This is a genomic window from Enterobacter sp. MGH 37, from assembly GCF_000534515.1.
In the GTDB taxonomy this organism is placed as follows: domain Bacteria; phylum Pseudomonadota; class Gammaproteobacteria; order Enterobacterales; family Enterobacteriaceae; genus Enterobacter; species Enterobacter kobei.
The window spans coordinates 1,516,760-1,536,413 of sequence record NZ_KI973206.1; the positions used below are offsets into that span (position 1 = coordinate 1,516,760).

Annotated in this window: 18 protein-coding genes; 15 read left to right on the plus strand and 3 right to left on the minus strand. The window is 57.5% G+C overall.

Features of this window, described 5'->3' with window-relative positions; all coding sequences use genetic code 11:
* The first annotated feature begins 41 nt into the window (after positions 1-41).
* From livH to ugpQ, 9 genes are all read left to right on the plus strand, one after another.
* The gene (gene livH / locus L383_RS04135) at positions 42-968 is read left to right on the plus strand and encodes a high-affinity branched-chain amino acid ABC transporter permease LivH (protein WP_014882121.1); all 927 of its coding nucleotides are present in this window, start codon (positions 42-44) and stop codon (positions 966-968) included.
* Positions 965-2,242 (plus strand): branched chain amino acid ABC transporter permease LivM, encoded by a 1,278-nt coding sequence (gene livM, locus L383_RS04130; protein WP_023331790.1) that lies wholly within the window; start codon positions 965-967, stop codon positions 2,240-2,242. Before livH ends, livM begins: the two co-directional genes overlap by 4 nt.
* The gene (gene livG, locus L383_RS04125) at positions 2,239-3,006 is read left to right on the plus strand and encodes a high-affinity branched-chain amino acid ABC transporter ATP-binding protein LivG (RefSeq protein WP_014882123.1); all 768 of its coding nucleotides are present in this window, start codon (positions 2,239-2,241) and stop codon (positions 3,004-3,006) included. Before livM ends, livG begins: the two co-directional genes overlap by 4 nt.
* Position 3,007: 1 nt before the next feature.
* The gene (gene livF, locus L383_RS04120; RefSeq protein ID WP_006812273.1) at positions 3,008-3,721 is read left to right on the plus strand and encodes a high-affinity branched-chain amino acid ABC transporter ATP-binding protein LivF; all 714 of its coding nucleotides are present in this window, start codon (positions 3,008-3,010) and stop codon (positions 3,719-3,721) included.
* A gap of 268 nt (positions 3,722-3,989) precedes the next feature.
* The gene (gene ugpB / locus L383_RS04115) at positions 3,990-5,306 is read left to right on the plus strand and encodes a sn-glycerol-3-phosphate ABC transporter substrate-binding protein UgpB (RefSeq protein WP_023331791.1); all 1,317 of its coding nucleotides are present in this window, start codon (positions 3,990-3,992) and stop codon (positions 5,304-5,306) included.
* A gap of 106 nt (positions 5,307-5,412) precedes the next feature.
* Positions 5,413-6,300: a sn-glycerol-3-phosphate ABC transporter permease UgpA gene (ugpA, locus tag L383_RS04110; RefSeq protein WP_023331792.1), complete on the plus strand. Its 888-nt coding sequence runs from the start codon at positions 5,413-5,415 to the stop codon at positions 6,298-6,300.
* The gene (gene ugpE, locus L383_RS04105; RefSeq protein ID WP_023331793.1) at positions 6,297-7,142 is read left to right on the plus strand and encodes a sn-glycerol-3-phosphate ABC transporter permease UgpE; all 846 of its coding nucleotides are present in this window, start codon (positions 6,297-6,299) and stop codon (positions 7,140-7,142) included. The genes ugpA and ugpE overlap by 4 nt, the downstream gene beginning before the upstream one ends.
* 1 nt (position 7,143) lies before the next feature.
* Positions 7,144-8,214 (plus strand): sn-glycerol-3-phosphate import ATP-binding protein UgpC, encoded by a 1,071-nt coding sequence (locus L383_RS04100; RefSeq protein WP_014882127.1) that lies wholly within the window; start codon positions 7,144-7,146, stop codon positions 8,212-8,214.
* Complete coding sequence (gene ugpQ, locus L383_RS04095; protein WP_023331794.1) at positions 8,211-8,957, plus strand: glycerophosphodiester phosphodiesterase; 747 nt, start codon at positions 8,211-8,213, stop codon at positions 8,955-8,957. The genes L383_RS04100 and ugpQ overlap by 4 nt, the downstream gene beginning before the upstream one ends.
* Here the strand turns inward: ugpQ and L383_RS04090 are convergent.
* Positions 8,941-9,318, minus strand: a complete 378-nt coding sequence (locus L383_RS04090; RefSeq protein ID WP_023331795.1) for a DUF2756 family protein — start codon at positions 9,316-9,318, stop codon at positions 8,941-8,943. The genes ugpQ and L383_RS04090 overlap by 17 nt on opposite strands.
* Positions 9,319-9,441: 123 nt before the next feature.
* Here L383_RS04090 and ggt point away from each other — a divergent pair, with 123 nt between their 5' ends.
* Entirely contained in the window at positions 9,442-11,187 is a 1,746-nt protein-coding gene (gene ggt / locus L383_RS04085) for a gamma-glutamyltransferase (RefSeq protein WP_023331796.1), read from the plus strand.
* Positions 11,188-11,274: 87 nt separating this feature from the next.
* Here the strand turns inward: ggt and yhhY are convergent, their stop codons facing one another.
* The gene (gene yhhY, locus L383_RS04080) at positions 11,275-11,763 is read right to left on the minus strand and encodes an N-acetyltransferase (protein WP_014882131.1); all 489 of its coding nucleotides are present in this window, start codon (positions 11,761-11,763) and stop codon (positions 11,275-11,277) included.
* Positions 11,764-12,019: 256 nt separating this feature from the next.
* Between yhhY and L383_RS04075 the strand changes: the two genes are divergently transcribed.
* From L383_RS04075 to gntU, 5 genes are all read left to right on the plus strand, one after another.
* Positions 12,020-13,057 (plus strand): oxidoreductase, encoded by a 1,038-nt coding sequence (locus L383_RS04075; RefSeq protein ID WP_014882132.1) that lies wholly within the window; start codon positions 12,020-12,022, stop codon positions 13,055-13,057.
* A 123-nt stretch (positions 13,058-13,180) separates the two neighbouring features.
* On the plus strand, positions 13,181-13,876 hold the full coding sequence (locus L383_RS04070; RefSeq protein ID WP_000639796.1) for a pirin family protein: 696 nt from the start codon (positions 13,181-13,183) through the stop codon (positions 13,874-13,876).
* A gap of 91 nt (positions 13,877-13,967) precedes the next feature.
* Positions 13,968-14,963 (plus strand): gluconate operon transcriptional repressor GntR, encoded by a 996-nt coding sequence (gene gntR, locus L383_RS04065; RefSeq protein WP_014882133.1) that lies wholly within the window; start codon positions 13,968-13,970, stop codon positions 14,961-14,963.
* Positions 14,964-15,089: 126 nt separating this feature from the next.
* On the plus strand, positions 15,090-15,617 hold the full coding sequence (gene gntK / locus L383_RS04060) for a gluconokinase (protein ID WP_014882134.1): 528 nt from the start codon (positions 15,090-15,092) through the stop codon (positions 15,615-15,617).
* A gap of 3 nt (positions 15,618-15,620) precedes the next feature.
* The gene (gntU, locus tag L383_RS04055; RefSeq protein ID WP_014833577.1) at positions 15,621-16,961 is read left to right on the plus strand and encodes a gluconate transporter; all 1,341 of its coding nucleotides are present in this window, start codon (positions 15,621-15,623) and stop codon (positions 16,959-16,961) included.
* A 126-nt stretch (positions 16,962-17,087) separates the two neighbouring features.
* Here gntU and plsB read toward each other — a convergent pair whose 3' ends face one another.
* A complete protein-coding gene (gene plsB / locus L383_RS04050) occupies positions 17,088-19,508 on the minus strand; it encodes a glycerol-3-phosphate 1-O-acyltransferase PlsB (protein WP_014882135.1) in 2,421 nt (806 codons plus the stop codon).
* Positions 19,509-19,654: the final 146 nt, after the last annotated feature.

A 19,654-nucleotide genomic window follows, 5' to 3' on the forward strand; every position in this document is an offset into this window, starting at 1 on the left:
CCGCCGCCCGGACCGCCGGGCGGGAATAAAAAGGTTTGCATATGTCCGAGCAGTTTCTCTATTTCCTGCAGCAGATGTTTAACGGCGTCACGCTGGGAAGCACCTACGCGCTGATTGCCATCGGCTATACGATGGTTTACGGCATTATCGGCATGATCAACTTCGCCCACGGCGAGGTGTACATGATCGGTAGCTACATCTCCTTTATGATCATCGCCGCCCTGATGATGATGGGCATCGACAGCAGCTGGCTGCTGGTTGCCGCCGGGTTTGTCGGCGCGATTGTGATTGCCAGCGCCTACGGCTGGAGCATCGAGCGCGTGGCCTACCGGCCGGTGCGCAGCTCCAAGCGTCTGATTGCGCTCATCTCCGCCATCGGTATGTCGATCTTCCTGCAAAACTACGTCAGCCTGACCGAAGGGTCGCGCGACGTGGCGCTGCCAAGCCTGTTTAACGGCCAGTGGATCGTGGGGGCCAGCGAAAACTTCTCTGCCTCTATCACCACCATGCAGCTTGTTATCTGGGTCGTGACCTTTATTGCGATGCTCGCCCTGACGCTGTTCATCCGTTATTCCCGCATGGGGCGCGCCTGCCGTGCCTGCGCGGAAGACCTGAAGATGGCGAGCCTGCTTGGCATCAATACTGACCGCGTGATTGCCCTGACCTTCGTGATCGGCGCCGCGATGGCGGCAGTGGCGGGCGTGCTGCTCGGACAGTTCTACGGCGTGATCAACCCGTACATCGGCTTTATGGCCGGAATGAAAGCCTTCACCGCGGCAGTACTTGGCGGTATCGGCAGTATTCCTGGCGCGATGATCGGCGGCCTGATCCTGGGCGTGGCGGAAGCGCTCTCCTCGGCGTACCTGAGCACCGAATATAAAGACGTGGTGTCGTTTGCCCTGCTGATTCTGGTTCTGCTGGTCATGCCTACCGGTATTCTGGGCCGTCCGGAGGTAGAGAAAGTATGAAACCGATGCATTTTGCAATGGCGCTGCTCTCTGCCGCCATGTTCTTCGTGCTGGCGGGCGTCTTTATGGGCGTCCAGCTGGAGCTGAGCGGCACCAAACTGGTGGTGGATACCGCACCTGACATCCGCTGGCAGTGGGTGTTTATTGGCACGGCGGTGGTGTTCCTGTTCCAGCTGCTGCGTCCGCTGTTCCAGAAGACGCTGAAAAACGTTTCTGGCCCGAAATTCGTCCTGCCGGCAATCGACGGTTCCACCGTGAAGCAAAAGCTGTTCCTCGTGGCGCTGCTGGTGGCGGCCGTGGCGTGGCCATTCGTGGTCTCGCGCGGCACGGTGGATATCGCTACCCTGACCATGATTTACGTGATTTTGGGTCTCGGTCTGAACGTGGTGGTGGGGCTCTCTGGCCTGCTGGTGCTGGGCTACGGTGGTTTTTACGCCATCGGTGCCTACACCTTCGCGCTGCTGAACCATTATTACGGCCTCGGCTTCTGGACCTGTCTGCCGCTGGCGGGCCTGGTTTCTGCCGCTGCGGGCTTCCTGCTGGGCTTCCCGGTGCTGCGCCTGCGCGGTGACTACCTGGCGATTGTGACCCTAGGCTTCGGCGAAATCGTCCGTATCCTGCTGCTGAATAACACCGAAATCACCGGTGGTCCGAACGGCATCAGCCAGATCCCGAAACCGACCTTCTTCGGGCTGGAGTTCAGCCGTACCGCCCGCGAAGGCGGCTGGGATACCTTCAGCAACTTCTTTGGCGTGAAGTATGACCCGTCCGACCGCGTGATTTGGCTCTACCTGGTTGCGCTGCTGCTGGTGGTGGTGACCCTTTTCGTGATTAACCGTCTGCTGCGCATGCCGCTGGGCCGCGCGTGGGAAGCGCTGCGTGAAGATGAGATCGCCTGCCGCTCCCTGGGCCTGAACCCGACCCGCATCAAGCTGACCGCGTTTACCATCAGCGCCGCGTTTGCCGGTTTCGCCGGGACGCTGTTTGCCGCGCGTCAGGGCTTCGTCAGCCCGGAATCGTTCACGTTTGCCGAATCGGCCTTTGTGCTGGCGATTGTGGTGCTCGGCGGGATGGGCTCGCAGTTTGCCGTCATTCTCGCGGCCATCCTGCTGGTGGTCTCGCGCGAGCTGATGCGTGACTTTAACGAATACAGCATGCTGATGCTGGGTGGTTTGATGGTGCTGATGATGATCTGGCGTCCGCAGGGCCTGCTGCCGATGACCCGTCCACAGCTGAAGCTGAAGAACGGGAAAGCGAAAGGAGAGCAGGCATGAGTCAGCCATTATTATCCGTTAACGGTCTGATGATGCGTTTTGGCGGCCTGCTGGCGGTCAACAACGTGAATCTGGATCTGCATAAGAAAGAGATCGTCTCCCTGATTGGCCCCAACGGCGCGGGAAAAACCACGGTGTTTAACTGTCTGACCGGTTTCTACAAGCCGACGGGCGGCACCATCATGCTGCGCGATAAGCACCTGGAAGGGCTGCCGGGCCAGCAAATTGCCCGCATGGGCGTGGTGCGTACCTTCCAGCACGTGCGCCTGTTCCGCGAGATGACGGTGATTGAGAACCTGCTGGTGGCACAGCATCAGCAGCTCAAAACCGGGCTGTTCTCCGGTCTGTTGAAGACTCCGGCCTTCCGCCGCGCCCAGGAGGAGGCCCTCGACCGCGCCGCCACCTGGCTCGACCGCATCGGCTTGCTGCAGCACGCCAACCGTCAGGCAAGCAACCTGGCCTACGGCGATCAGCGTCGTCTGGAGATTGTGCGCTGCATGGTGACGCAGCCGGAGATCCTGATGCTCGACGAACCGGCGGCGGGCCTCAACCCGAAAGAGACCAAAGAGCTGGACGAGCTGATTGCCGAGCTACGCGATCACCACGACACCACCATCCTGCTGATTGAGCACGACATGAAGCTGGTGATGGGTATTTCGGACCGTATTTACGTGGTCAACCAGGGCACGCCGCTGGCAAACGGCACGCCGGAAGAGATCCGCAACAATCCGGACGTGATCCGCGCGTACCTTGGTGAGGCATAAGATGGAAAAAGCGATGTTAACGTTCGACAAGGTCAATGCGCACTACGGCAAGATCCAGGCGCTGCACGACGTCAGCCTGCACATCAATCAGGGTGAAATCGTTACCCTGATTGGCGCCAACGGCGCGGGCAAAACCACGCTGCTCGGTACCCTGTGCGGCGACCCGCGGGCTACCAGCGGGCGGATTGTGTTTGATGGCAAAGACATTACCGACTGGCAGACTGCAAAAATCATGCGTGAAGCGGTGGCGATTGTTCCGGAAGGGCGTCGCGTCTTCTCGCGCATGACGGTGGAAGAGAACCTGGCGATGGGCGGCTTCTTCGCTCACCGCGATGAATACCAGACCCGCATCAAGTGGGTATACGAACTCTTCCCGCGCCTGTGGGAGCGCCGTATTCAGCGTGCGGGCACCATGTCCGGCGGTGAGCAGCAGATGCTGGCGATTGGCCGCGCGCTGATGAGCCAGCCACGCCTGCTGCTGCTGGACGAACCGTCGCTCGGTCTGGCGCCGATCATTATCCAGCAGATCTTCGACACCATCGAGCAGCTGCGTAAAGAGGGGATGACCATCTTCCTCGTCGAGCAGAACGCCAACCAGGCGCTGAAGCTCGCCGACCGTGGCTACGTGCTGGAAAACGGCCGCGTGGTGCTTGAAGATACCGGCGATGCGCTGCTGGCGAACGAAGCGGTGCGGAGCGCGTACCTCGGAGGCTAAGCCGTCTGTGTTGCCCGGTGGCGCTTACGCTTACCGGGCCTACATGCCTTTCTCCCTCTCCCTGTGGGAGAGGGCCGGGGTGAGGGCATCAGACCGCACTCAATCACCCAACCCCCCAACACCCTTCACACAACCATCATCCCCCTGACGCTTTGCTGTCACTTATCTGTAAACAAACAGTTATTTTTCTGTCATTCGAGCATGTCATGTTACCTCGCGAGCATAAAACGCGTGATATCGCGCATCCGGCACAATAAGAGAGATGACAATGACATCGTTACGACACACAGCTTTGGGTCTGGCACTGGGTCTGGCTTTTGCGACGAACGCAATGGCTGTCACCACCATTCCATTCTGGCATTCCATGGAAGGGGAGTTGGGTAAAGAAGTTGACTCCCTGGCGCAGCGTTTCAACGACACCCACCCGGATTACAAGATTGTGCCGGTGTACAAAGGCAACTACGAGCAGAGCCTGAGCGCGGGCATCGCCGCCTTCCGTACCGGTAACGCCCCTGCACTGTTACAGGTTTATGAAGTGGGTACCGCGACCATGATGGCCTCGAAAGCCATCAAGCCGGTCTATGAAGTCTTCAAAGAGGCGGGCATCAACTTCGACGAGTCGCAGTTCGTGCCAACCGTGGCGGGCTACTACACCGATTCCAAAACCGGTCACCTGCTGTCTCAGCCGTTTAACAGCTCCACGCCGGTCCTGTACTACAACAAAGATGCCTTCAGGAAAGCCGGTTTAGATCCGGAGCAGCCGCCAAAAACCTGGCAAGACCTGGCGGAATACACCGCTAAGCTGAAAGCGGCGGGCATGAAGTGCGGCTACGCCAGCGGCTGGCAGGGCTGGATCCAGATTGAAAACTTCAGCGCCTGGCACGGCCTGCCGGTTGCCACCAAAAACAACGGCTTCGACGGCACTGACGCGGTACTGGAGTTCAACAAGCCGGAGCAGGTGAAGCACATTGCGCTGCTGGAAGCGCTCAACAAAAAGGGCGATTTCAGCTACTTCGGCCGTAAAGACGAATCCACTGAAAAGTTCTACAACGGTGACTGCGCCATTACCACCGCGTCTTCCGGTTCGCTGGCAGATATCCGTCACTACGCCAAATTCAACTACGGCGTGGGCATGATGCCGTACGACGCTGACGTGAAGGGCGCGCCGCAGAACGCCATCATCGGCGGGGCCAGCCTGTGGGTGATGCAGGGCAAAGACAAGGGCACCTACAAAGGCGTGGCCGAGTTCCTCGACTTCCTGGCGAAGCCAGAGATTGCCGCTGAGTGGCACCAGAAAACCGGCTACCTGCCGATCACCAAAGCCGCCTATGACCTGACCCGCGAGCAGGGCTTCTACAGCAAAAACCCAGGCGCGGATATCGCGACGCGACAGATGCTGAACAAGCCGCCGTTGCCGTTCACCAAAGGTCTGCGTCTGGGCAACATGCCGCAGATCCGCACCATCGTGGATGAAGAGCTGGAAAGCGTGTGGACCGGGAAGAAAACGCCTCAACAGGCGCTGGATTCAGCGGTAGAACGCGGGAATCAGCTGCTGCGCCGTTTTGAGCAGTCGACCAAATCGTAATCTGTGATTCGCCCGGTGGCGCTTCGCTTACCGGGCCTACGACGTGCCACATGTAGGCCGGGTAAGGCGTAGCCGCCACCCGGCATTGCTCAGGAACCCAATCTCAATGTCATCATCCCGTCCGGTGTTCCGTTCCCGCTGGCTGCCCTATCTTCTGGTCGCGCCGCAGCTGGTCATCACCGTTATCTTCTTTATCTGGCCTGCGGGCGAAGCGCTGTGGTACTCGGTACAAAGCGTCGATCCGTTCGGGCTGTCCAGCCAGTTTGTCGGCCTGGACAACTTCACCGCGCTGTTCCACGACAGCTACTATCTGGACTCCTTCTGGACGACGATGAAATTCAGCGCGCTGGTCACCGTCAGCGGTCTGGTCGCTTCGCTGTTCTTTGCCGCGCTGGTGGACTACGTGGTGCGCGGCAGCCGCCTGTATCAGACCCTGATGCTGCTGCCTTACGCCGTCGCGCCCGCCGTTGCGGCCGTGCTGTGGATCTTCCTGTTTAACCCGGGGCGCGGGCTGATTACCCATTTCCTGGCCGAATTGGGTTACGACTGGAACCACGCCCAGAACAGCGGTCAGGCGATGTTCCTGGTGGTGTTCGCCTCGGTGTGGAAGCAGATCAGCTATAACTTCCTGTTCTTCTTTGCCGCACTGCAGTCCATCCCGCGTTCGCTGGTGGAAGCCGCGGCGATTGACGGCGCAGGGCCGGTTCGCCGCTTCTTCAGATTATCGCTGCCGCTGATCGCCCCGGTGAGCTTCTTCCTGCTAGTGGTTAACCTTGTGTACGCCTTCTTCGACACTTTCCCGGTGATCGACGCGGCGACCGCGGGTGGCCCGGTGCAGGCGACCACGACGCTTATCTATAAGATCTACCGTGAAGGCTTTGCGGGGCTTGATCTCTCTGCCTCCGCCGCGCAGTCGGTGGTGCTGATGTTCCTCGTCATCATCCTCACGGTGGTGCAGTTCCGCTATGTTGAAAGTAAGGTGCGCTACCAATGATTGAGAACCGTCGCGGGCTGACGATTTTCAGCCATACCATGCTGATTTTAGGGATCATCGTCATCCTGTTTCCGCTGTACGTGGCGTTTGTCGCCGCCACGCTGGACACCAAAGCGGTGTTCGACACGCCGATGACGCTGATCCCAGGTTCGCATTTGTTTGAGAACATGAAGACCATCTGGACCCAGGGCGTGGGCGCGAACAGCGCGCCGTTCTGGCTGATGATGCTCAACAGCTTCATCATGGCGTTCGGCATCACCGTCGGCAAAATCACGGTGTCGATGCTCTCCGCCTTCGCCATCGTCTGGTTCCGTTTTCCGCTGCGCAACCTCTTCTTCTGGATGATCTTTATCACCCTGATGCTGCCGGTGGAAGTGCGTATCTTCCCGACGGTGGAAGTGATCGCCAACCTGAAGATGCTCGACAGCTATGCGGGCTTAACCCTGCCGCTGATGGCCTCGGCGACCGCCACCTTCCTGTTCCGCCAGTTCTTTATGACCCTGCCGGACGAGCTCATTGAAGCCGCGCGTATCGACGGCGCGTCACCTATGCGCTTCTTCCGCGATATCGTGCTGCCGCTGTCGAAAACCAATCTTGCGGCGCTGTTTGTGATCACCTTTATCTACGGCTGGAACCAGTACCTGTGGCCGCTGCTGATTATCCAGGACGTCAGCCTCGGCACCGCCGTCGCGGGCATCAAAGGCATGATTGCCACCGGCGAAGGCACCACCCTCTGGAACCAGGTGATGGCGGCGATGCTGCTCACCCTTATCCCACCCGTAGTCATTGTTTTAGCCATGCAGCGCGCGTTTGTCCGCGGCCTGGTCGATAGCGAGAAATAAGATGGCAGGTTTAAAACTTCAGGCAGTAACCAAAAGCTGGGACGGCAAAACCCAGGTCATTCAGCCGCTCACGCTCGACGTGGCGGACGGCGAGTTTATCGTGATGGTGGGCCCGTCCGGCTGCGGCAAATCCACCCTGCTGCGCATGGTGGCGGGGCTGGAGCGCGTGACCTCGGGCGATATCTGGATTGACCGCCAGCGCGTCACCGAGATGGAACCGAAGGATCGCGGTATTGCGATGGTGTTTCAGAACTACGCCCTCTATCCGCACATGAGCGTGGAAGAGAATATGGCGTGGGGGCTGAAAATCCGCGGCATGGGCAAAGGCCATATCGACGAGCGCGTCAAAGAAGCGGCACGCATTCTGGAACTGGACGGCCTGCTCAAGCGCCGCCCGCGCGAGCTCTCCGGTGGTCAGCGCCAGCGCGTGGCGATGGGGCGCGCCATCGTGCGCGACCCGGCGGTATTCCTGTTCGATGAACCGCTCTCCAACCTGGATGCCAAGCTGCGCGTGCAGATGCGTCTTGAGCTGCAACAGCTCCATCGCCGTCTGAAAACCACCTCCCTGTACGTGACCCACGATCAGGTCGAAGCTATGACCCTTGCCCAGCGCGTGATGGTGATGAACAAAGGCATCGCCGAGCAGATTGGTACGCCGGTGGATGTTTACGAGAAACCGGCCACCCGCTTTGTGGCGAGCTTTATCGGCAGCCCGGCAATGAATTTGCTGGAAGGGCGTATCAGCAATGCAGGCACGCACTTTGAGCTGGAAAGCGGGATGGCATTACCGATCAACTGGTACTATCGTGGCTACGCCGGGCGTAAGATGACGCTCGGGATCCGCCCCGAGCATATCGGTTTAACCTCTCAGGCGGACGGCGGCGTGCCGCTGGTGATGGACACGCTGGAGATGTTGGGGGCAGATAACCTGGCGCACGGGCGCTGGGGCGAGCAAAAAATGGTGGTGCGTCTGGCACATCAGGAGCGCCCGAAAGCAGGCAGCACGCTGTGGCTGCACCTGCCGGAAAATCATCTGCACCTCTTTGATGGTGAAACAGGACAACGAGTATGAGCAACTGGCCTTATCCCCACATCGTCGCCCACCGTGGCGGCGGTAAACTGGCGCCGGAAAATACCCTGGCGGCGATTGATGTTGGCGCGCGCTACGGTCACACGATGATCGAGTTTGACGCCAAGCTGTCAAAGGACGGCGAGATTTTCCTGCTGCATGACGACAACCTCGAACGCACCAGCAACGGCTGGGGCGTGGCGGGTGAACTGCCGTGGCGCGATCTGCTGAAAGTGGATGCCGGAAGCTGGTACAGCGGTGAATTCAAAGGCGAACCGCTGCCGCTGCTGGCGGAGGTGGCGGACCGCTGTCGTCAGCACGGCATGATGGCAAACATTGAAATCAAACCGACCACCGGCACCGGGACGCTGACGGGTAAAGTCATTGCGCTGGCCGCGCGTGAGCTATGGGGAGGGATGACGGCGCCGCTGCTCTCCTCGTTTGAAATTGACGCCCTGGAAGCGGCCCAGGCTGCCGTGCCTGAACTCCCGCGTGGGCTGCTGCTGGACGAGTGGCGTGAGGACTGGCGCGAGCTGACGACCCGCTTAGGCTGTGTCTCTATCCATCTCAATCACAGGCTGCTGGACGAGGCGCGGGTGAAGATGCTCAAAGACGCGGGTCTGCATATTCTGGTTTATACCGTGAATAAACCCCAGCGTGCAGCCGAACTGCTGCGCTGGGGCGTGGACAGCATCTGTACCGATGCCATAGACCTGATCGGCCCGAACTTTAGTTCTGCGGGTTAAGCATACTGCCATTCGACTGCGACGGCAGCATATGCTGCTGTCCGCTGCCTGACGACGTCATCCCACCTAACATCCCACCGTTTTTATTCGGCAGCGGCTGCTCACGCACCTGTCCCTGCTGTACGCGCTGGGTGTTGGCGTTCATCTGATTTTGCAGGCTCTGCTGCTGCATCTGGGTCTGTGTTTTCAACTGCTGGTTCAGCATCCCTTTTTGCTGTTGCTGCTGGCTCATCATCTCCGTCTGCATACGCTGCTGGCTCGGGATGACATAACCCTGCTGGTTCGGGTTGTTCATGGTGTTAAGTGGCTGTGCGAGCGCGGCAAACGGGATCAGCGCCGCAAGAATCAGTAAGCGTTTCATTGTCATTTCCTCCTGTTGAGGTCTCTCTTAAGTTTACCCTGATTTCACCATGACGATGATTTTTTAGGAGTTGTGAACCAGGCTTAAGCGGGGAATATGGATCCCTTCACCTGGAGAACAATAATGATGAAACCAACGTTTTTGCGCTGGGTCGCCATCGCCGCGCTGATGGCAGGCGGGACATTTAGCGTGGCGGCCAACCCGCCAGCGGCTCCGCCAGTATCGTATGGCGTGGAGGAAGATGTTTTTCATCCCGTGCGGGCAACCCACGGTATGGTGGCGTCCGTGGATGCGCTGGCAACCCATGTGGGCGTCGACATTCTCAAACAGGGCGGTAACGCGGTAGATGCGGCGGTCGCGGTGGGATATGCACTGGCGGTAACGCACCCGCAGGCGGGGAATCTGGGCGGCGGCGGCTTTATGATGCTGCGCACCAAAGACGGCAAAACGACCGCCATCGACTTCCGCGAAATGGCGCCTGCTCAGGCGTCCCGCGATATGTTCCTCGACGACCAGGGGAACCCGGACAGTAAAAAATCCCTGACTTCCCATCTCGCAAGCGGCACGCCGGGCACCGTGGCGGGCTTCTCGCTGGCGCTGGAGAAATACGGCACCATGCCGCTGAACAAAGTGGTGCAGCCAGCCATTAAACTGGCCCGGGACGGCTTTGTGGTGAATGACGCTCTGGCGGACGATCTCAAAACCTACGGCAGTGAAGTGATTCCCAATCACGAAAACAGTAAAGCCATCTTCTGGAAAGACGGCGAGCCGTTGAAGAAGGGCGATAAGCTGGTGCAGAAGAACCTCGCCAAAAGCCTTGAGCTGATAGCTGAAAACGGTCCGGACGCGTTCTACAAAGGGGCGATTGCTGACCAGATTGCTGAAGAGATGAAGAAAAACGGCGGGCTCATCACCAAAGCGGACCTGGCCGAGTATAAGGCGGTAGAGCGTGAGCCGATTAGCGGAACCTATCGCGGCTACGAAGTCTTCTCGATGCCACCGCCGTCCTCCGGCGGGATCCACATCGTGCAGATCCTCAATATTCTTGAAAACTTCGATATGCATAAGTTCGGCTTCGGCAGCGCGGATGCGATGCAGGTAATGGCGGAGGCCGAAAAACGCGCCTACGCCGACCGCTCGGAATACCTCGGTGACCCGGACTTCGTGAAGGTGCCGTGGCAGGCGTTGACCAACAAGGCATATGCCAAATCCATTGCTGATGAGATCGACATCAACAAGGCTAAACCGTCCAGCGAGATCCGCCCCGGCAAGCTGGCACCGTATGAAAGCAACCAGACCACCCACTTCTCGGTGGTGGATAAAGACGGTAACGCGGTGGCGGTGACCTATACGCTCAACACCACCTTTGGTACCGGGATTGTGGCGGGCAACAGCGGCATTCTGCTTAACAACGAGATGGATGATTTCTCTGCCAAGCCGGGCGTGCCGAACGTCTACGGTCTGGTCGGCGGCGATGCGAATGCGGTTGGGCCGAAGAAGCGACCGCTGTCATCCATGTCACCCACTATCGTGGTGAAAGACGGTAAAACCTGGCTGGTCACCGGCAGTCCTGGCGGAAGCCGGATTATCACTACGGTATTGCAGATGGTGGTCAACAGTATCGATTTTGGGATGAACGTCGCCGAAGCGACCAACGCGCCGCGTTTTCATCACCAGTGGCTGCCGGATGAACTGCGCGTTGAGAAGGGCTTTAGCCCGGACACCATCAAACTGCTGGAGCAACGTGGACAGAAGGTGGCGGTAAAAGAGGCGATGGGCAGTACTCAGAGCATTATGGTCGGGCCGGACGGCGCGCTGTTTGGGGCGTCGGACCCGCGCTCGGTGGATGATTTAACAGCGGGGTACTGATTTTGTTGCCCGGTGGCGCTGCGCTTACCGGGCCTACAACGGCACGAATGTAGGCCGGGTAAGGCGAAGCCGCCACCCGGCAACAAATTACTTCATTCTCGCCATATAATACGCATCCACATACTCACCGTTGCGCAGGGCGTAGCGCTTGCCAGTACCTTCAATCTCGAATCCGTGTTTTTTGTACACGGCTATTGCCGGCTCGTTATCCACAAACACCGTTAATTCGATGCGGTCGACGCGCAGCCAGTTGTCGCACATGTCGATCATGGTGCGGATCAGCGCGCTGGCGACGCCGCGGTTGTGCCACTGTGCGCCTACGCAGATACCAAAATCGGCCACGTGGCTGCGGCGCGGGCGCTGGGCAACATCAATGGTGAGGTGCCCAACCACGATATCGTCAATACAGGCAACCAGTTGCTTAATACCGGGCTGGTCGCCTAGCCGCATCTGCCACATTTCCAGCGAAGGGTGAGGAACCTGTAGCGTGTTGTGGTACACCTCCGGCTGGGCGTGGATCTGACGAATGGCGTCATAATCTTTCGGTTCCGCGTGGCGTATCACAATCTCACTCATCCCTTGTTCCTCAGTCAGTTAAATGTCCCTCTCAACATCATTGACTTTAAAATTTGAGTCAACCGCTATTTTTTGCAAAAAGTATTGGACAAGTGCGAATGAGAATGATTATTATTGCTCTGCATTCAGGAAGACCCCTACGGGAACCTGAAAGCACGACATTGCTCACATTGCTTCCAGTATTACTTTAGCCAGCTTTTAGCTGGCTTTTTTTTTGTTATGGTTAGACTCAATAACCTTCCAAAAGGACTGAGCCATGACACTACATTGCGCATTTATTGGATTTGGTAAAAGTACGACCCGCTATCACCTGCCGTATGTTCTCAACCGTAAAGACAGCTGGCACGTCGCGCACATCTTCCGCCGCCGCGCGAAGCCGGAAGAGCAACTCCCGCAGTACTCCCATATTCATTTCACCAGCGATCTCGATGAGGTGCTTAACGACCCGCAGGTTAAGCTGGTGGTTGTCTGCACCCACGCCGACAGCCATTTTGACTATGCGAAACGCGCGCTGGAAGCGGGCAAAAACGTGCTGGTGGAAAAACCGTTCACCCCAACCCTTGCCGAAGCGAAAGCGCTGTTCGCGCTGGCAAAAAGCAAAGGGCTAACCGTGACGCCGTACCAGAATCGTCGCTTTGACAGCTGTTTCCTGACGGCGAAAAAAGCGATTGAAAGCGGTAAGCTCGGTGACATTGTGGAAATCGAAAGTCACTTTGATTACTACCGTCCGGTAGCGGAAACCCAACCCGGGCTGCCTCAGGATGGCTCTTTCTACGGGCTTGGCGTGCACACCATGGACCAGGTCATCTCCCTGTTTGGCCGGCCGGACCACGCTGCGTATGACATTCGCAGTCTGCGCAATAAAGCCAACCCGGACGATACCTTTGAAGCGCAGCTGTTCTACGGTGACCTGAAAGCCATCGTCAAAACCAGCCATTTGGTGAAAATCGACTATCCGAAATTTATCGTTCACGGCACCCGTGGCTCGTTCATCAAGTACGGTATCGACCAGCAGGAGACGAGTCTGAAGGCCAACATTATGCCGGGTGAACCGGGCTTTGCGGCGGATGATTCCGTGGGCGTACTGGAATATGTCAACGACGAAGGCGTAACGGTCAAAGAAGCGCTGAAGCCGGAAACCGGCGACTATGGTCGCGTCTACGATGCGCTGTTTGAAACGCTGACCCGCGGGGCACCCAATTACGTCAAGGAATCTGACGTTCTTACCAACCTCGAACTGCTCGAACGGGCGTTCGAACAGGCTTCTCCTGCCACGATCACCCTCGCGAAATAAGCAAAAATGGCTCCTCTGCGCTTGTTCACAATTTTTGAACAGAGGAGTCAATTTTCACCCTCTATGATCCCAGGACGTTTGCGTCCACACTTACTCCATCGAAACGAACTGAGGGTGAAAACAATGATCTATTTACGCAAAGCAAACGAACGTGGTCACGCGAATCATGGCTGGCTGGACTCATGGCATTCATTCTCGTTTGCCGACTACTACGACCCGAACTTCATGGGCTTCTCTGCACTGCGCGTCATTAACGACGACGTGATTGATGCAGGTCAGGGCTTCGGTACCCACCCGCACAAGGACATGGAAATCCTGACCTATGTGCTGGAAGGGGCGGTTGAGCACCAGGACAGCATGGGCAACAAAGAGCAGGTTCCGGCGGGCGAGTTCCAGATCATGAGCGCGGGTACCGGGGTGCGTCATTCCGAGTACAACCCGAGTAAAACGGAAAAACTGCACCTGTATCAAATCTGGATCATTCCAGAAGAGACCGGCATCACGCCGCGCTATGAGCAGCGCCGCTTCGACGCCAAACAGGGCAAACAGCTGGTGCTGTCCCCGGATGCGCGTGAAGGTTCCCTGAAAGTGCATCAGGACATGGAGCTGTACCGCTGGGCGCTGGCGAAAGATGAACAGTCTGTGCATCAGATTGCCGCTAACCGCCGCGTCTGGATCCAGGTAGTGAAAGGTGAGGTGTCCATCAACGGCACCAAAGCCACCACTGCCGATGGTCTGGCGATCTGGGATGAACAGGCACTCTCCGTGCATGCCGACAGCGAAAGTGAAATCCTGCTGTTTGACCTGCCGCCGGTCTAAATAATTTCTCAACCTTCCCTTTAAACGGGGAAGGTTGAGCTTTGTCCGTGATAAACTGAGCAAATCTCTCACTTCAAGATTTCTCAGGACGATGAAAAAGAAACGCCCCGTACTTCAGGATGTCGCCGATCGCGTCGGTGTGACCAAAATGACGGTCAGCCGCTTTTTACGTAACCCGGAACAGGTTTCCGTGGCGTTGCGTGGCAAGATTGCCGCAGCCCTTGATGAACTGGGTTATATCCCCAACCGCGCACCCGATATTCTTTCCAATGCGACCAGCCGTGCGGTGGGTGTCCTCCTGCCTTCCTTAACCAACCAGGTTTTCGCCGAGGTGCTTCGCGGCATTGAAAGCGTCACCGATGCGTTTGGTTACCAGACCATGCTCGCCCACTACGGGTACAAGCCGGAGCTGGAAGAAGAACGTCTTGAATCCATGCTTTCCTGGAACATCGACGGCCTGATTTTAACCGAACGTACGCACACCGCCCGCACGCTCAAAATGATTGAAGTGGCGGGTATTCCGGTGGTGGAGCTGATGGACAGCCAGTCGCCGTGCCTCGACATCGCCGTGGGTTTTGATAACTTCGAAGCGGCACGTCAGATGACGGCGGCCATCATCGCCCGGGGACATCGTCATATCGCCTATCTGGGCGCGCGTCTTGATGAACGTACTATCATCAAACAGAAGGGATACGAGCAGGCGATGCTCGACGCGAACTTAACCCCGTACAGCGTAATGGTTGAGCAGTCCTCTTCCTATACGTCGGGTATTGAGCTGATGCGTCAGGCGCGACGCGAGTATCCGCAACTGGACGGTATTTTCTGTACCAACGATGACCTTGCGGTCGGTGCAGCGTTCGAATGCCAGCGTCTGGGGCTGAAGATCCCGGAAGATATGGCGATTGCGGGTTTCCACGGCCATGACATCGGCCAGGTGATGGAGCCGCGTCTGGCGAGCGTGCTGACACCGCGTGAACGTATGGGCCGCATTGGCGCAGAACGCCTGCTGGCGCGCATTCGTGGCGAGACGGTTACGCCTAAGATGTTAGATTTAGGTTTCACCTTGTCACCGGGTGGATCTATTTGAGCTGACAAATTTGAACTAGCTCACACTTATTCACTTCGCGCACGTTTGGATATTGCTTCTCTTTTGCCCCGGCAGGACAATGTTACCGATAACTGTTACCCGTAACAATTGACTGAGGGACACCCTTTGAGCACGACTAATCATGATCACCACGTTTACGTCCTGATGGGCGTGTCCGGTAGCGGTAAATCTGCCGTGGCGAGCGAAGTGGCGCATCAACTCCAGGCTGCGTTTCTTGATGGTGACTTCCTCCATCCGCGCAGCAACATCATGAAAATGGCCTCCGGCGAGCCGCTGAACGACGACGATCGCAAACCGTGGCTGCAGGCGCTGAACGACGCCGCATTCGCCATGCAGCGTACCAACAAAGTTTCGCTGATCGTCTGCTCCGCGCTGAAAAAAACCTACCGCGATCTGCTGCGCGACGGCAACCCGAACCTCTCTTTCATCTACCTGAAAGGCGATTTCGAGGTGATTGAAAGCCGACTGAAGGCGCGTAAAGGTCACTTCTTCAAAACCCAGATGCTGGTGACGCAGTTCGACGCGCTCCAGGAGCCGGGTGAAGATGAGAAAGACGTCTTAGTGGTTGATATCGATCAGTCACTGGAGGGTGTTGTAGCCAGCACCATCGAGGTCATTAATAAAAGGCAGTAAGTTTTGAGTACATTAACGCTAGTTTTGACAGCAGTGGGTTCGGTATTGCTGCTGCTGTTTTTAGTGATGAAGGCGCGTATGCACGCCTTCGTTGCTTTGATGGTGGTTTCTATTGGTGCAGGTCTCTTTTCCGGTATGCCGCTCGACAAGATCGCTGCGACGATGGAAAAAGGGATGGGAGGCACGCTCGGCTTCCTGGCGATAGTGGTCGCGCTGGGCGCGATGTTTGGCAAGATTTTACATGAGACGGGCGCGGTCGATCAGATTGCCGTCAAGATGCTGAAATCCTTCGGCCACAGCCGCGCGCACTATGCGATTGGTCTGGCGGGTCTGATTTGCGCGCTGCCGCTGTTCTTCGAGGTGGCGGTTGTGCTGCTGATTAGCGTGGCATTCTCTATGGCGCGTCATACCGGTACCAACCTCGTGAAGCTGGTCATTCCGCTGTTTGCGGGCGTGGCGGCAGCGGCAGCGTTTCTGTTGCCTGGGCCCGCGCCGATGCTGCTGGCCTCCCAGATGCACGCTGACTTTGGCTGGATGATCCTGATTGGCCTGTGCGCCGCGATCCCGGGAATGATCATTGCCGGCCCGCTGTGGGGCAACTTCATTAGCCGTTACGTTGAGCTGCACATTCCGGATGACATCACCGAGCCGCATTTGGGCGAAGGCAAAATGCCGTCCTTTGGCTTCAGTCTGTCACTGATCCTGCTCCCGCTGGTCCTCGTGGGTCTGAAAACCATCGCAGCGCGTTTTGTGCCGGTGGGCTCTACCGCCTACGAATGGTTTGAGTTCATTGGTCACCCGTTTACGGCGATCCTGGTGGCATGTCTGGTGGCTATTTACGGCCTTGCGATGCGTCAGGGAATGCCGAAAGACCGCGTGATGGAGATCTGCGGTGCCGCGCTGCAGCCTGCGGGTATTATCCTGCTGGTGATTGGTGCCGGTGGCGTGTTCAAGCAGGTGCTGGTGGATTCTGGCGTGGGCCCGGCTCTGGGTGAAGCGCTGACCGGAATGGGCCTGCCGATTGCGGTAACCTGCTTCGTGCTGGCGGCGGCCGTGCGTATTATCCAGGGTTCCGCCACCGTGGCGTGTTTAACTGCGGTGGGTCTGGTAATGCCGGTGATTGAACAGCTGAACTACTCCGGTGCGCAGATGGCAGCGCTGTCTATCTGTATCGCGGGCGGTTCAATTGTGGTCTCTCACGTTAACGACGCTGGCTTCTGGCTGTTCGGTAAATTTACCGGCGCCACCGAAGCGCAAACCCTGAAAACCTGGACGCTGATGGAAACCATCCTCGGTACGACGGGTGCGATTGTCGGGATGATTGCCTTTACGTTGCTGAGCTGAATGCGGTGATTTAACCCGGCTCAAAAATAAGGCCCGGTAGCGTTAACGCTGACCGGGCCTTAATCTTTTCATCTTATGCAGAACATCAGGCCGGGAAAGGTGAAACCACCACCCGGCTTTTTTACATCATTCGCCCTGCGTCGCGCTCTCAATCGTCAAGCGCACATCTGACGTAATCAGCTCTGCCAGCATCTGGTAAACCTTCAGCGTCTCTTCTGGCTCGGCATCGCCCGTATCACTGATGAAGCCTTCATCACGCAGCGTCAGCACGAGGGAACTGAAGACCGCTTTGTCGAAGAATTCTGGTGCGTTAATGCCGTGCAGCACAGACAGGCGCTGTGCCAGCGTCCGGCTCTCTTTCTCCAGCGTACCGCGGTTGATCGACGGGTTCGCACTCAGCAGCCAGAACGTAATGGCGTAGCGCTGCAGCGTTTCGCGCGCACCGGCCGCCAGCAGCTGCAGGGTTCGGGAGCGTGACGGATTGATATGCAGCTCATCGTTGGCAACGGTGATCAGCCCCTGACGACGAAGTTCTTCCGTCAGTTTATCCAGCTCAACGGCCAGCTCATCTTTGCTCCAGCGCAGGAACAACTCCGCTTTCAGCATCGGGTAGAGCGTATCAACGTGACGCAATAGCTCCTGACGTGAAATGTGGCGATGCTGGGTAATGATAGCCGCCATCAGCGACGGCAGCATCAGCATATGCGCGATGTTGTTGCGATAGTACGTCATCAACACGGCCTGTTCGCGCGGCAGAATGATAATGTCGCCGATCGTATCCTTCTCGACTTCAAACTTGTTCATCTGCAACGCGTGATCGATGAGCTCGCTGGCGGTAGCCGCAGGAACCGTTGAATCAACCGAGTAAGGCACGTTGCGCATCATGTCCAGGTAGCAGTCCAGCTGCTCCGTGAGCTGTTCACGGGTCAGGGAGCGCTGACGAGAAGCCAGTAGCGCGGTACAGCACAGGTTCATGGCGTTAGCCGCCCCCGCGTTGTTAATACGCACCATCAGCTCGGATGCAATGCCGTTAACCGTTGGTGTCAGCCAGGCAGGACGAACCGCTTCGATAGGATCGATGGATTCGCGCCACTCCGGAACGTGATGGTTCAGGTACGTCATCAGCGGCATTGGCTCGCCAAAGTTCACGTAGCCCTGACCCAGGTTGCGTAACTTGCTCAGGCCGCGCAACATCTGCGGCAGGCTCTCTTTCTCTTTGGTTGCGCCACGCAGTTCTTTGGCATACGTACCCACTTCCATGACGTGCTCATAACCAATGTAGATAGGCACCAGCGTGATCGGACGGGTTCCGCCGCGCAGCATCGCCTGAATGGTCATCGACAGCGTGCCGGTCTTCGGATCAAGCAGACGTCCGGTACGGGAGCGACCACCCTCCACGAAGTACTCCACGGAATAGCCGCGGCTGAACAGTTCGCCCAGATACTCGCGGAACACGGTGGAGTAGAGCTTATTGCCCTTGAAGGTACGACGGATAAAGAAGGCGCCCAGGCGGCGGAAGATCGGGCCCGCTGGCCAGAAATTCAGGTTAATACCGGCCGCGATGTGCGGTGGTACCAGCCCCTGGTGATAGAGCACGTAGGAGAGAAGCAGGTAGTCCATGTGGCTGCGGTGGCAGGGGACATAGACAATTTCATGGCCATCATGCGCCAGCTGGCGTACACGCTCGGCGTTATGAACGTTGATGCCCTGATACAGGCGGTTCCAGGTAAAGCCGAGAATACGATCGGAAAGGCGAATCATCTCGTAAGAGAAGTTCGCGGCAATCTCTTCCATCAGCGCAATGGCGTTCTGCTGGGCTTTCTCATGCGAAATCTTCTTGCTACGCGCTTCGTCTTCAACGGCGCGGGCGATCGCTTTGGAGGCCAATAGTTTGTTGAACAGGTCCTGACGCGCCGGGAGTCGTGGCCCGACGGCCGCGAGGCGCTGACGGGCGAAGTGCATACGTGCTACGCGCGCCAGCTTCTGCGCGATGATCTTGTCGGTACCGTGCTCATCTGCCATTCGGCGCAGTGAAACGGAAGGGGAGAAGCGCACAAAGCTGTCGCGTCCCAGCCAGGAGACCGCGAAGAACTTCTGGATGCCGTTAAGCATACGCAGCGGCGGATTCTCTTCGCCTTTTTCACGGCCCGGACGGCGGCCAAACATCACCGATACCGGCACCATCTGCACATCCAAATCGGGATTGCTGCGGTGCAGGTCGAGATAGTCGTGGAACAGCTTAATGGACTCTTCTTTTGGCGTGTAATAGGTAAATACACGCGGCCCGCCATGAATGAACACGTAGCGCGGCAACAACGTGCCGTCGACTTCCAGCGGTTCAAGCGGGTCAGGTAAGTCATGCGCCAGACATTGGGCGCGAAGGGTCAGTAAGTCTGCCTTCGAGTTATAAGGCAAAACGTACATAATAGGACGCGACGTATCGAGCCCCAATTCCAGCGCGGGTTCTGCTGGGATAGACTTGCTTTTTACCAGGATGCTTAATGGTAAATTAAGTAATTTGTAGTAAATTCGTGGCCAGCCGGACATAAACGATGTAAAGCCTCTGGTTAATAATGCAATTGCGGCGCAAGGATAACAGAAAGCGCGCAAAATTTCTGTTGTTACCCGTCATACTTCAGGCTGTAGCGAAACGCGCTACAGTTCCTGTTACTGACGCTTTTTTTCATAAAAGG